General features: G+C 63.3%; 15 protein-coding genes and 1 riboswitch. Of the genes, 7 read left to right on the top strand and 8 right to left on the bottom strand.

All coding sequences use genetic code 11. The annotated features are described in order from the left end of the window. The first annotated feature begins 58 nt into the window (after positions 1–58). Both PSUB009319_RS12690 and PSUB009319_RS12685 read left to right on the top strand, forming a co-directional pair. On the top strand, positions 59–661 hold the full coding sequence (locus tag PSUB009319_RS12690; protein WP_124382582.1) for a 5-formyltetrahydrofolate cyclo-ligase: 603 nt from the start codon (positions 59–61) through the stop codon (positions 659–661). A gap of 19 nt (positions 662–680) precedes the next feature. After that, positions 681–1,295, top strand: a complete 615-nt coding sequence (locus PSUB009319_RS12685) for a pyridoxamine 5'-phosphate oxidase family protein (RefSeq protein ID WP_124382581.1) — start codon at positions 681–683, stop codon at positions 1,293–1,295. A gap of 4 nt (positions 1,296–1,299) precedes the next feature. On the opposite strand, the gene PSUB009319_RS12680 is transcribed toward PSUB009319_RS12685, so the two are convergent. The 7 genes from PSUB009319_RS12680 to PSUB009319_RS12650 all read right to left on the bottom strand — a co-directional run bounded on the left by PSUB009319_RS12680 (position 1,300) and on the right by PSUB009319_RS12650 (position 7,180). Further along, on the bottom strand, positions 1,300–1,755 hold the full coding sequence (locus tag PSUB009319_RS12680) for a TfoX/Sxy family protein (RefSeq protein ID WP_124382580.1): 456 nt from the start codon (positions 1,753–1,755) through the stop codon (positions 1,300–1,302). Positions 1,756–1,781: 26 nt separating this feature from the next. Next, positions 1,782–2,612, bottom strand: coding sequence for a methylenetetrahydrofolate reductase [NAD(P)H] (gene metF / locus PSUB009319_RS12675; RefSeq protein WP_124382579.1), 831 nt, complete (start codon positions 2,610–2,612; stop codon positions 1,782–1,784). 10 nt (positions 2,613–2,622) lie between these two features. After that, the gene (locus tag PSUB009319_RS12670) at positions 2,623–2,967 is read right to left on the bottom strand and encodes a phage holin family protein (protein WP_004628357.1); all 345 of its coding nucleotides are present in this window, start codon (positions 2,965–2,967) and stop codon (positions 2,623–2,625) included. Positions 2,968–3,031: 64 nt separating this feature from the next. Next, positions 3,032–4,456: an adenosylhomocysteinase gene (gene ahcY, locus PSUB009319_RS12665; protein ID WP_124382578.1), complete on the bottom strand. Its 1,425-nt coding sequence runs from the start codon at positions 4,454–4,456 to the stop codon at positions 3,032–3,034. A 95-nt stretch (positions 4,457–4,551) separates the two neighbouring features. Then, positions 4,552–4,625, bottom strand: a riboswitch (S-adenosyl-L-homocysteine riboswitch). Between the two features lie 365 nt (positions 4,626–4,990). Then, positions 4,991–5,284 (bottom strand): contact-dependent growth inhibition system immunity protein, encoded by a 294-nt coding sequence (locus PSUB009319_RS12660; protein ID WP_124382577.1) that lies wholly within the window; start codon positions 5,282–5,284, stop codon positions 4,991–4,993. Positions 5,285–5,296: 12 nt separating this feature from the next. Beyond that, on the bottom strand, positions 5,297–6,142 hold the full coding sequence (locus tag PSUB009319_RS12655) for an RNase A-like domain-containing protein (RefSeq protein WP_185453461.1): 846 nt from the start codon (positions 6,140–6,142) through the stop codon (positions 5,297–5,299). A gap of 312 nt (positions 6,143–6,454) precedes the next feature. Continuing rightward, complete coding sequence (locus PSUB009319_RS12650; RefSeq protein ID WP_124382576.1) at positions 6,455–7,180, bottom strand: AAA family ATPase; 726 nt, start codon at positions 7,178–7,180, stop codon at positions 6,455–6,457. Positions 7,181–7,393: 213 nt separating this feature from the next. Between PSUB009319_RS12650 and PSUB009319_RS12645 the strand changes: the two genes are divergently transcribed. The 5 genes from PSUB009319_RS12645 (at position 7,394) to PSUB009319_RS12625 (ending at position 12,627) form a co-directional block, all read left to right on the top strand. Next, a complete protein-coding gene (locus tag PSUB009319_RS12645) occupies positions 7,394–8,854 on the top strand; it encodes an alkaline phosphatase (protein WP_124382575.1) in 1,461 nt (486 codons plus the stop codon). A 16-nt stretch (positions 8,855–8,870) separates the two neighbouring features. Beyond that, entirely contained in the window at positions 8,871–10,268 is a 1,398-nt protein-coding gene (locus tag PSUB009319_RS12640; protein WP_124382574.1) for an alkaline phosphatase, read from the top strand. A gap of 81 nt (positions 10,269–10,349) precedes the next feature. Next, entirely contained in the window at positions 10,350–11,054 is a 705-nt protein-coding gene (locus PSUB009319_RS12635) for a hypothetical protein (RefSeq protein WP_124382573.1), read from the top strand. 275 nt (positions 11,055–11,329) lie between these two features. Next, a complete protein-coding gene (gene thiD, locus PSUB009319_RS12630) occupies positions 11,330–12,241 on the top strand; it encodes a bifunctional hydroxymethylpyrimidine kinase/phosphomethylpyrimidine kinase (RefSeq protein WP_124382572.1) in 912 nt (303 codons plus the stop codon). A gap of 26 nt (positions 12,242–12,267) precedes the next feature. Continuing rightward, positions 12,268–12,627 (top strand): DUF4369 domain-containing protein, encoded by a 360-nt coding sequence (locus PSUB009319_RS12625; RefSeq protein ID WP_124382571.1) that lies wholly within the window; start codon positions 12,268–12,270, stop codon positions 12,625–12,627. Positions 12,628–12,697: 70 nt separating this feature from the next. Here PSUB009319_RS12625 and PSUB009319_RS12620 read toward each other — a convergent pair whose 3' ends face one another. Beyond that, positions 12,698–13,177: a VOC family protein gene (locus PSUB009319_RS12620; RefSeq protein ID WP_124382570.1), complete on the bottom strand. Its 480-nt coding sequence runs from the start codon at positions 13,175–13,177 to the stop codon at positions 12,698–12,700. Positions 13,178–13,211: the final 34 nt, after the last annotated feature.

Raw genomic sequence — 13,211 nt, 5'->3', positions numbered from 1 at the left:
CTCGCACCAACCTCGGGCCGCTCGCCACGAATCGTGAACCGGCGAGGGGCCACATCCAATGAGCGCGCACGATCCGGCGCACCCCACCACGCCAATCGAATCGCGGCGCACGCTGCGCACCATGCTGCTCGATGCGCGGGCCGGACTGTCCGATCGCGTCGCACACGATGCTGCACTGGCGCATCACCTTGCCGAGTTGCTGGGCGCACTGCCCATCAAGCGTCTGGCCGCCTACTGGCCAACGCAGGGGGAATTCGATGCGTTGACCGTGCTGCGGCATTGGCTGGCGGCCGGTTCAACCACCCGCACGCGCCACGCGCTGCTGCCCGTAGTGACAGACAAGTTTTCGCCCCTGCAGTTTCGGCGCTGGACGCCCGATTGTGAAATGACGCCGGGCGCGTACAACATCCCCATCCCCCGCTCGGGTGAGATGGAAACACCCGATGCCTTGCTGATCCCATGCGTGGGTTTTGACGCGCAGCGCTATCGCATTGGCTACGGTGGCGGCTTCTACGACCGCACACTCGCCGCGCTGCATACCGCTGGCCACCGCCCGCGCACGATTGGCGTGGCGTACGAAGTGAACCGGGTGGAATCCATCGCACCGCAATCGCACGACATCGCACTCGACTGCATCGTCACCGAATGCGGCGTGTTTTAAGCCGGTTCAGAACCTCCACATGCCCTACACGCTGAAAACCGTTGCCGACCTCGAAACCGTGTACGGCGCCCCGAACCCGCGCTCGCTGCTCAAGGAGATCGACCACCTGAACGAGGACTACCGCGCGTTCGTCGAAGCGTCGCCGTTTATCGTGCTGTCGTCGGTGGGCGCGGCGGGCACGGACGCCTCGCCCAAGGGCGATGCGCCGGGCTTCGTGCGCATCCTCAACGAGCGCCTGCTGGCGATTCCCGACCGGCCCGGCAACAACCGCATCGACAACCTGCGCAACATCGTGGAAGACGGGCGCGTGTCGGTGCTCTTCATCGTGCCGGGTGTGGGTGAAACGCTGCGCGTGAACGGCACGGCCACCATCACGGCCGATCCGGAATGGCTCGCGTCATTTGCGGTGCAAGGCAAGCCGCCGCGCAGCGTGATCCTCGTAAAGGTGCAGACGGTGTACTTCCACTGCTCGAAGGCGCTGGTGCGCTCGAAGCTTTGGGAGCGCGGCGCGCAAGAGGCGAAGCCAGCCGTGCCCACCGCAGGCAAGATCCTGCAGCACATCAGCGGCGGCGCGTTCGATGGCGACGCTTACGACCGTGAGCTGCCGGAGCGGTTGAAGGCAACGCTGTACTGAACGCTCAGCGCTTGGTGGTGACTTTCTTGGTGGTTTTTTGCGCGGCGGCCTTCTTGGTCGCCGTTGTCTTTGCTGCCTTTGCTGCGACGCGCTTGGGCGCGGCCGCCTTGGCATTCGCATCGCGCAACGCGGCTTCAATCGCCAGCCGCACCCAGTCGCGCAATGGTTGGCCGCCGTCGAGCGCCTCCGCTGGCATGCTCAGGTAGCCCGTCATGCTGATGGTGCGGCCGTTGCGATCGTAGCTGAACGGTACGGATTTCTCGGCGACAAAGCGCCCGCGCGTGGAATCGTCCACGCGCAGGTAGCACGTGCCACGCAGCACCAGCGCAAAGACGATGTCGTCGTAATACAGCGCCGCACCGCCAAACATGCGGCGCGCGCGGATCGGGCCGATCTGCGCGGCAAGCGGCTGGAGTTCGTCAAGCAACCAGACGATCAGCGGATCGGGTGCGGCGGCCATGACGATCTCCTTCTTCTTGTTTGCCTTTACAGACCCAAGCGCTGCCAGATCGCGCGCGTGGAGCCGGCCGCGTTGAGCGTATAGAAGTGCAGGCCCGGTGCGCCACCTTGCAGCAGGCGGTCGCACATCGCTGTCACCACATCCAGGCCGAAGGCGCGGATCGATTCGCGGTCGTCGCCAAAGCTCTCCAGGCGCTTGGCGATCCAGCGCGGCACTTCTGCACCGCACATCTCAGAAAAGCGCATGAGCTGCGACGAATTCGTGATCGGCATGATGCCCGGCACGATGGGCACGTCCACGCCGAGCTTGCGTGCGTCGTCAACGAACTGGAAGTACGCATCCGCATTGAAGAAGTACTGCGTGATGGCGGAATCAGCACCAGCCTTCACCTTGCGGGCGAAGTTGTCCAGATCGTGCTTGGGCGAGCGCGACTGCGGGTGGTATTCCGGATACGCCGCCACTTCAATGTGGAAGGCCTCGCCAGTTTCCTGGCGGATGAACTCGACCAGCTCGTTGGCAAAACGGAATTCACCGATCTCGCCCATGCCCGAAGGCATGTCGCCGCGCAGCGCGACGATGCGACGGATGCCGTGATCGCGATACGTGTTGAGAATGCCGCGGATGCTCTCGCGCGACGAGCCCACGCACGACAGATGCGGCGCGGCCTCGATGCCTTCGCGCTGGATTTCCACCACGGCGTCGAGCGTGCCCTGTTGCGTGGTGCCGCCCGCCCCGAAGGTCACGGAAATAAAGCGCGGCTTGAGCGGCGAGAGCTGCGCGCGCGTATTGCGCAGCTTCTCAGCGCCTTCCGCCGTCTTGGGCGGGAAGAATTCGAAACTGAATTGACGGTCTTGCATGACAGAAACCTTAAGCCTCGCGCAGCAGCAAGCTCGAGAGCAGCCACGAGATCACGCTGTACAGGATGGAGCCCAGCAGCGCCGCGCCAAAGCTGGCCACCTGAAAGCCCGCCAGCAGGTTGCCGACGAACAGGAACAGCAGCGCGTTGATGATGAAGATGAACAGCCCGAGCGTGAGCAGCGTCACCGGCAGGGTGAGGATCACCAGAATCGGACGGATCAGCGTATTGACGAGACCCAGCACCAGCGCCGCGATCAGCGCAGAGCCAAAGCCGTTGACGTGAATGCCTTTGAGCAGATAGGCGACAAGGAGCAAGGCCAGCGCGTTGATGACCCAGACAGCAAGCAGTCTCATGGGAAGTCCTCGGGTTGAATGCCGGCGGCAGGAAATGCCGCCGGCAGTTACGGCTTACAGCAGATCAATAACGGTAGTGATCAGCCTTGTACGGGCCCTGCTTGCTCACGCCGATGTACGCGGCCTGCTGATCGGTCAGCTCGGTCAGTTGTGCGTTCAGCTTCTTGAGCTGCAGGCGCGCGACCTTCTCGTCCAGGTGCTTGGGCAGCGTGTACACGCCCACCGGGTACTTGTTCGAGCCCTTTACCGCTTCGGTCCACAGTTCGATCTGCGCGATGGTCTGGTTGGCGAACGAGCTGCTCATCACGTACGACGGGTGGCCCGTGGCGCAGCCCAGGTTCACCAGACGGCCCTTGGCCAGGATGATGATCTTCTTGCCGTCGGGGAAGATCACGTGATCCACCTGCGGCTTGATCTCTTCCCACTGGTACTTCTCGACAGAAGCGATGTCGATCTCGTTGTCGAAGTGGCCGATGTTGCAGACGATGGCCTGATCTTTCATGCGGGCCATGTGGTCGTGCGTGATGACGTGGTAGTTGCCCGTGCAGGTGACGAAGATGTCGCCGTGCTCGGCGGCGTAATCCATGGTGACAACGCGGTAGCCTTCCATCGCGGCCTGCAGCGCGCAGATCGGGTCGATTTCCGTCACCCACACTTGCGCGGACAGCGCACGCAGCGCCTGCGCCGAGCCCTTGCCCACATCACCGTAGCCCGCCACGATCGCCACCTTGCCCGCGATCATCACGTCGGTTGCGCGCTTGATGCCGTCGACCAGCGATTCACGGCAGCCGTACAGGTTGTCGAACTTGCTCTTGGTGACCGAGTCGTTCACGTTGATGGCCGGGAAGCGCAGCTCACCGCGCTGGGCCATCTGGTACAGGCGGTGCACGCCCGTGGTGGTTTCTTCGGTCACGCCCTTGATGGCGTCCAGGTTGCGGCTGTAGAAGGTGGCGTCCTTCGCCAGCTTTTCCTTGATGGCGGCGAACAGGAAAGTTTCTTCTTCGCTGCCCGGCTTGGCGATGACGGAAGCATCCTTCTCAGCGCGGGCGCCCAGATGCAGCAGCAGCGTCGCGTCGCCGCCGTCGTCCAGGATCATGTTCGGCGTGCCGCCATCGGCCCATTCGAAGATGCGGTGCGTGAAGTCCCAGTATTCCTTGAGCGACTCGCCCTTGAACGCAAACACCGGCGTGCCCGATGCGGCGATGGCTGCCGCGGCATGATCCTGCGTCGAAAAAATGTTGCACGAGGCCCAGCGCACGTCTGCGCCGAGCGCCTTGAGCGTCTCGATCAGCACGGCAGTCTGGATGGTCATGTGCAGCGAGCCGGCAATGCGCGCGCCCTTGAGCGGCTGGCTGGCGGCAAATTCGTCGCGGATCGCCATCAGGCCGGGCATTTCGGTCTCGGCAATGGCGATTTCCTTGCGGCCCCAGTCGGCCAGCTTGATGTCGGCGACGAGGTAGTCGTGTTTCAGGTCGGTCACAGCGTTCATTGGATCACTCCGGAAAATTGGGGTGACTGCACGCTGGGGAGTGCCAAGGCCATGCGCCTTGGGGTAGATGCGTTCTCGCCATCGTGTCAGCCACGATACTGCGAGCGCCGTTTGAACTTCCGAGCCTGGCGGTTGGGCTGTGCCGACCGTTGCAACGCTCCTCGGAATGGGCTGGATTGTAGCGGATTCTGAAGGGGCTGCGCGGGCAACAAGAGGGGACTTTGCTCAAACCATGTAACGCATCAGCCACCCCAAACGCTCTGCAGTGTCAATGCGGCTTGAATGCGTGACGAATCTTCTCCAGACAATTGGGCGAGGACACGTCAGAACGGCGCTCACGCTCCGGCACGCTTAGGCCACTCAAGCGAAACTGCCTGAGCCCCCCTCCTGACTAAGTCCGAGCATGACATTGGTGGCAATTTCGTACCAACCGTACACGTCTCCCTACGACAAGCACAGCACCCGTCGACGTGAGCCGTACTGAGAGACATATGAAAGACCTCAGTCCCAGGCTGTTCGATGCAGATGAATTCGCTATTTCTGCAGGAGCCGCTTTAGCTCATCGAGAAATGGAACCACTTTTTTTTGTCCCCACATATCAATATGCCCAAGTTCACCGAATATTTCGACAAAAGCGGCATCGATATTTTTATCGTTCTCAATCTTGAACGCGTCAATCTGAGACACAACCTCCATCCGCAGATCATCGTCCGCATCGGCATTGAATGACGAAACAATCTCCTCCATGGTTTCACCAAACAAATCGTAATCCTCATGAAAATAGCAAACAATAAGCTGCCATAACTCAGGATAGCGACTCTCGTCCATAAAAAACCTCACTCAAGGTTCCAAAAATGCCGTAAGAATGTAGTACGGCGTGCCATTATAAATTTTGCACTTCAGCATTACGAAAATTGTTCTACCTGGAACGGATGCCTTCGCACCTCGATCCAATACAATCCCAGCACTCAATACAATGCGCGTAGAAAACGCTTTGGGAGTGGAAGGCTTTGTGCTCGCCCAGCGGGCAATCTGTGTAGCATTCGCTCGCATCACCTCGGAAATCGCCCGTTCCGCCAGTCGTTGATTGGTAAATGTGGACACGCGTAGCCTGCCGGGCTCCGCCGCAAGCCGCGCCCGCAACTCCGCCTCAGTCTTACCAACGTGTTTCAGAAGCGTATGCCCGCCAAGCCGGGAACCCGGTTTCGCCTCATGCATCGCCAGATTGATCCGCCCCATCTGGATGCTACTGGCCCGCACAGCGCCCAACATCCCAGAAATTCCGAACGGCACTGCAATATCCAGCGACAGCCCGATGTTGTCCGCCAGATCGGGGGCTACCCTCATCGCGTCGGCAAGCTTCGTTGTGCCTTGTTGGACCAGCGTGCGCGTGTCTTGTCCCGTCCACACTTGCTTCAGGCCTGTGCCTGCTACGTCCGAGCCATGTAGCCCAAACGCGATGCAACCCACCTTGCTCGCCATCGTGGGTTCGGGCATCACGCACAGTGCTGCAGCGCCCGTCATTTCCAGCACACCACCGACAACGGCCAGGCCACCCCACAGGCGGTTGGACAACGTGGCTTCTTGGCTCAACGACTCCCCAGCCAGCACAGCAGCCAACTGCACCGGAGAGAGGGCAACACGAACACCATCTTGATCGGCTTGCGACGTTGGATACGGCTCCATTGGATAACCAGGAAGCCGCATGCTAGTTAGACATGCGGATATGTAGCGCTCCTGTAATCGAAATTGATAATGGCAGGCACCCCACACAGCACATATGCACGATCGCTATCATCCACGTGTCACCGCCTCGGCAGTGACCGGGTTTAGCAGCCCATCTACCTCAGATGGACAGCCGCCTTTTGCGCGGCGTTTTCATGTCCGATGCTTGCGCACGCCTATGCTTTTTATGGCGGGCCGGGCGGTGAGACCTTTGGGGCTGGCGAGCGCCAATAACGATAAGAAGGACGTATCTCCGAGACGGGCGGAGATACTTCACGCTTCAAGCAGCATATTGAGCATCCGCTGCGGATTCGCCAGAAAATCGCGCGTCACCTGAAAGTGCGCGGTCTCTTCATAGGCGATGCGCCGGATGCCGCCCCCATCGCACTGGTAGATCCACGCATCGGGATACGCCATCAGGATGGGCGAATGCGTGGCAATCAAAAACTGGCTTTCCGCCTGCACCAGGTCATGCAGGCGCGTGAGCACCGCCAGTTGCCGCTGCGGCGAGAGCGCGGCTTCGGGTTCGTCGAGCAGGTAGAGGCCGTTATCGCCGAAGCGTTGCATCAGCAACGCAAGAAACGATTCCCCATGCGATTGCGCATGCAGCGACTTGTCGCCGTAGTAATGGCCGACATCCAACCGTTCGATCTCGCTAGCAACGTTATAGAAGCTCTCTGCACGCAAGAAGAATCCAGTACGCGGCTTGCGAAAGCCCCTGGCAATGCGCAAATGCGCGTGCAGCTCGGAGTGCGATGCGTGGGTGCTGAAGTTGAAATTGCGCGAGCCGCCCTCGGCGTTGAAGCCAAGCGCCACGGCAATCGCCTCCATGAGCGTGGATTTGCCCGAGCCGTTTTCGCCAACGAGGAACGTGACCTTGGGATGCAGCTCTAGCGTGTCGAGCGCGCGCACGGCGGCCAGGCTGAACGGATACGCATCGAACGCGGTAACGGTGTCGCGCCGCAGCGTGACATGGCTGACGAATTGGCGGGTGAGCATGGCAGCGCGTGGCAATAAGAGAGGCCGCATCGTATCGCGCCACGCTTTTGACTGACTGCTCAGACAACGGCGCGGCTCTAGCGCTTGCCACACGGCGGTGTCAATGCGCTGTCACATTCCAACCTTGTGATCCGGTTAGCAAGTGGCGCCTCCGCATCACGCCACTGCAACACGTAGCCACCAAAGTGCCGGGCATCGTTCAGGGAGCCAACGATGCACAACCATAAACTCACGAAATACGCCGCCGCCATTGCGGCCGCAATCGCCATGGCGGCATGCGGCACCGACGGCACGTCGACCCCCGGCGGCGCCACGCCGGATGCCGGCACGCCCTCCACCACCCCCGCCAAGAACGTCGTGTTCTTCCTGGGCGATGGCATGGGCCTGACCACCATGACCGCCGCGCGCATCTACAAGGTGGGCGAAGACGGCGAGCTGACCATGGACACGCTGCCGGAAACCGGCTTCGTGCGCACCTTCTCGAACAATGCACAGGTGACCGACTCGGCGCCGTCGATGTCGGCCTACATGACCGGCGTGAAGATGAACAACGAGGTCATCTCCATGTCGGCGGACACCAGCGCCTATGACGCGGGCGGCAAGGATTACATCTCGGGCGCCGACAGCACTTGCCCGTCGACCGGCAACGGCAAGCCCGTCACCACGCTGCTTGAGCTGATGAAGGCCGCAGGCTACGGCACGGGCGTGGTCACCACCACGCGTATCACGCACGCCACGCCGGCAGCCACGTACGCGCACATCTGCCACCGTGATGGCGAGAACACCATCGCCGCGCAACTCACGCCGGCCGGCAAGAGCTTCAACGCTGCGCTGGGCGATGGTGTGGACGTCGTCTTCGGCGGCGGCCGCAAGCACTTCTTGCCGACCACCGCGGGCGGCGCACGCACCGACGGCCGCGACCTGATCGCTGAACTCAAGGCGGGCGGCTACCGCTACGCCAGCAACAAGGCCGAGTTCGACACGCTGGCCGCCACCGACAACAAGGTCGTGGGCCTGTTCACCAGCAGCCACATGTCGTACGACCTGGACCGCGACCCGACCAAGGAACCGAGCCTGGGCGAGATGACCAACAAGGCCATCGACGTGCTCGCCGCCAAGAAGAAGGGCTTTTTCCTGATGGTGGAAGGCGGCCGTATCGACCACGCGCTGCACGAGACCACCGCCCGCAAGGCACTGCAGGACACCGTGGCGTTTGATTCGGCCATCCGTGGCGCAATCGACAAGCTCAACACGATCGATCCGGGCCTGAAGAACACGCTGATCGTCGTCACGGCTGACCACGACCACACGCTGGTGCTCAACGGTTACGCCAAGCGCACGGGCCCGACCAGCGACACCAGCCCCGGCGTGCTGGGCCTGCTCAAGAGCTACGCGAGCGGCAACAACGCCACCGACACGGCGGGCAACCCGTTCACCATCATCGGCTTCGGCACGGGTGAGAACCGCCCGGCCACGCGCGGCGCACTGACAGATGCCGCCGTGTACGACAAGACCTACCACCAGGAAGCTGCCATCCCGGTTGCACCGGGCGGCGAAACGCACGGCGGCACCGATGTCTTTATCGGCGCGCGCGGCCTGGGTGCCGAGCGCTTTACCGGCACGATGGACAACACCGAGGTCTTCGGCCTCATCAAGCAGGCCGTGGGTCTGTAAGAGGGAGAGGGCAATCATGAACACGCAATCGAATCGCATTGTCCGCGCCACGGTGTTGGCGCTGGCCGCCGCTGCATGTGCCCAAGCGCACGCCGCCGGTGAAGCCAAAAACGTGATCTTCTTCCTGGGCGACGGCATGGGCCCGACCACCGTCACGGCCACGCGCATCTACAAGGTGGGCGAGGCTGGCAAGCTGACGATGGAATCGCTCAAGCGCACGGCGCGCATCAAGACGTACTCCAACGATGCGCAGACCACCGACAGCGCCCCGTCGATGTCGGCCTACATGACCGGCGTGAAGATGAACAACGAAGTCATCTCCATGTCGCAGGACACCAAGGCCAGCGACAGCACCGGCAAGGGTTATGTGACGGGCTCTGACAGCACGTGCCCCGCCACGGGCAATGGCACGCCGGCCGTCACGCTGCTGGAGCTGGCCAAGGCGGCTGGCAAATCGGTGGGCGCCGTCACCACCACGCGCGTGACGCACGCCACGCCAGCGGCCACGTACGCGCACATCTGCCACCGCGACGGCGAGAACCAGATCGCCGCACAAGGCGCTCCGGGCAACGCGCTGTACAACGCCGCGCTGAAGGACGGCGTAGACGTGCTGCTGGGCGGCGGCCGCCGCCACTACCTGCCGCAAGGCACCACCGGCAGCAAGCGCACCGACACGACGGACCTGATCGGCCAGTTCACGGCCGCCAACTACACGTATGTGTCGACCGGCACGCAACTCGCCGCCGTGGACCCGACGAGCACCAACAAGCTGCTCGGCCTGTTCAACCTCGACCACATGAACTACGAGCTGGACCGCAAGAAGAACAATGTGGACGAGCCCAGTCTGGCCGACATGACGGAGAAAGCCATCCGCGTGCTGCAGAAGAACGGCAAGGGTTACTTCCTGATGGTGGAAGGCGGCCGCATCGACCACGCGCTGCACGGCACCAACGCCAAGCGCGCGCTGGAAGACGCCGGTGCGTTTGATGAGGCCATCAAGCGTGCACTGGGCACGGCCGATCTGTCGAACACGCTGATTGTGGTGACGGCCGATCACGACCACACGATGACGATCAACGGTTACCCGCGCAAGGGCAACCCGATCCTGGGCGTGTCGAACGACATCAAGACCGGTCAGCCGCAACTGGCCGCCGACGGCCTGCCGTACACCACGCTGGTGTTCGGCAACGGCGGCACGCCGCGCAAGGCGACGCGCGACAACGTGGCAGCAGTCGATACGACGGCAGACGACTATCTGCAGGAAGTGGGGGTGCAGCTCGGCACGCCTGGTTCGGAAACGCACGGCGGCGGTGATGTCATGCTGTTCTCCTCTGGTCCGGGCAGCACACCGCTGAAGGGCACGCTGGACAACACGAAAGTGTTCGGCGTGGTCAAGACGGCCATGGGCCTCTGATTCCGGCGTTTCCATTCACGCGCATGCCGAGGCAATCGGCATGCGCTTTTTTCGTTTCAGCTTTCCCGATTGCACATTCGCATGATCCGATCTGCCCGCTTTTTGCTGCCCTTTGCCGTCTGCGCGCTGGCTGCCACGGCACAGGCCGCCGCCCCCGCATCCAATACCGCATCTAGCGCGCTCACCGCCCTGCGCGTCGAACACCAGATGTCGTCGCTTGGCACCGACGGCATCCAGCGCGACATGCGCTTTGCCGAGCGCGTCTACCGCCAGGGCGAGCGCGTGTGGATCGCGCGCGAACTGCCGCCCGCCTCCGCTCATGCAGAGCACGACCATACCAACGCCCACGCCGGCCACAAGCACGCCGACACCGACACCGCCCCGCGCTGGATCGAGCGCGACGCCAAGGGCGCGCTGACCGTGCGCGTGGTCAGCGAGTCGCAGCAAAAGAACTACGCCGTAGAACCCGCCGAGTATTCCAATATCGGCTTCGACGGCTCGTGGGCCACGGCCTATCACCTGCTCGACCCCGCCGCGCTCAAAGGCATGCGCGCCGACGGCCCCGTGCGCAATGGCGTGCAAACCTATCGTGCCAACCAGGGCGAGCGTACCGTCACGGTGGACTGGGATGTGGCTGGCCAATACCCGCGCCGCGTGGAATCGCGCAACGCCAGCGGCTCGCAGCGCAAGCTCACGCGCGTAACGGCGCTGCCCGCACCGGCCGCCGCGCCGTGGGTGCGCGCCCAGCGCTATACCGCGGCGGACTACACCGACTTGATGGATTGAAGCGCGCGGCGTTCAGAACCCCGCGCTCGGAGCACCGAGCCTCGCGCTCCGGGTTCCGGGCCTCACGTTCGGGGTTCCGAACCTCGACTGCCGGGTTCGGTGCCTCACGCGTGGGGTTCCGGACCTCGCCCTCCACGTTCCAGACCGCGACCTTGGCGTGCCGGACTTCACATTCGGGGTTCGGAACGCCGCGTTCTGTGTGCACGGCCCCGCACCATCCGGCGGCCCCCGATGGCGCTATAGTGCGAACACTCCCCTCAACGCTCGCACCCGTCATGACGATCACCGATCCGACCCTCGCTGCGTTTGCTGCTCCCGCCTCGCACGTGCCGCGCGTGCTCACTATTGCCGGTTCAGACAGTGGCGGCGGGGCGGGCATCCAGGCCGACCTGAAGACGTTTGCCGCGCTCGGCTGCTACGGCATGTCGGCCATCACAGCCATCACCGCGCAGAACACGCTGGGCGTGACGGCGGTGGAATCGCTCACACCGGATATCGTCGCCGCGCAGATCGATGCCGTGGCAGGCGACATTGGCGTGGACGCCGCCAAGACCGGCATGCTCGGCACGCCGCAGGTGGTGGAGGCCATCCTCTCGGCGCTAGACCGCCACCCGATCGCCAACTTGGTCGTCGACCCGGTCATGGTCAGCACCAGCGGCGCACCGCTTGGCAGCGATGCCACAGCCCAGGCCATGGCGAAGTGGTTGTTTCCGCGCGCGCTGCTCGTCACGCCCAACCTGCCGGAAGCCAGCGCGCTGCTCGGCCGCGAGGTGCGCACGGCAGACGACATGCTGCCCGCCGCGCATGATCTGCTCGCGCTGGGTCCGCGCGCGGTGCTGCTCAAGGGTGGTCATCTGGCCAGCGTATCCCCGGCGGGGGAAGACGACGTATTGCAGGACGTGCTCGTCACCGCCAATGGGGCCGAGCGCGTCTACGTCCACACCTATATCGACACGCCGCACACGCACGGCACGGGCTGCACGCTGTCTGCCGCCATTGCCGCGCACCTGGCGCGCGGCGACGCGCTGGAAGCGGCCATCGAAGCATCGCTCGATTACCTGCTGCACGCCATCGGCGCCGGCCGCCACCTGGCGCTCGGGCGCGGGGCCGGCCCGCTGAACCACGGCTTTGCGCCGCGCCCGCTGGCCGCACCGCGTGCGCTGGAAGTGGATATCGAAGAAGACTGAACTGCGCCACCCAAGGAGCTGCCGCCATGAAACGTCTGCCAACCATGCTGGTCCGCCACCTTCCGGTCGCCGCGCTGTGTGCGTTGCTGAGTGCCTGCAACGGGTACGTCGGTATCGGCTCCCCCATCGGCAGCGCCTTCTCGATTGGCGGCACGTTGAGCGGGTTGCCGGGCGGTCAGTCCATCGTGCTGCTCAACAACGGCCGCGATTCGCTCACGCTGGCCGCCAACGGCGCGTTTGTGTTTGGGGGGCTGGTGCCGTTCAACGGCAGCTATCTGGTGACGATCAGCGCGCAGCCGGCGTCGGCCAACTGCACGGTGGCCAACGGCAGCGGCACGGTCGACGGCGACATCAACAACGTGCAGGTGACCTGCCAGCCGCGTTAGGCATGCAACGCTGGTATGGAAAGCAAAAAGCGCGGATCTCGGTCCGCGCTTTCCTTTTGGGCAAACAGGTTCAAGCCGCACTGCCAGCCTGTTCCTTCGTCCACTTCTCCATGCGCTGGGCCATCTCCTGCGGCGCGACGTCTTCCACATGCGTGGATACGGTCCACACATGGCCGAACGGGTCTTTGAGCGTGCCGGAGCGATCTCCGTAGAACTGGTCCACCACCGGGCGGACCTCCGTGCCGCCGGCCTTGAGCGCGTTGGCAAACACGGTATCGACGTTGGGCACGTAGATCATCATCCCGACCGACGTGCTCTGCAACGTGTCGGGGCTGGCGCAGGCCATGTTGGGAAATTCATCGGCCAGCATGATGGGCGAATTGCCGATGCGGATTTCAGCATGCGCGATGGTGCCATTGGGGCCGGGCATGCGCATGATTTCGGTGGCGCCGAAGGCTTGCTTGTAGAAGTCGATCGCGCGTGCGGCGCCTTTGATGCTCAGGTACGGGGTGACGCTGTGGTAACCCTCGGGGATGGGCTTGACCGCCATGTCTTCTCTCCTGCTGCGTGGTGTGGGGTACCGC

The sequence above is a fragment of the Ralstonia sp. SET104 genome (assembly GCF_003851545.1).
Classification (GTDB): Bacteria; Pseudomonadota; Gammaproteobacteria; order Burkholderiales; family Burkholderiaceae; genus Ralstonia.
Note: the sequence above shows the minus strand (reverse complement) of the source record. Positions and strands in the feature narration are given on the sequence as shown.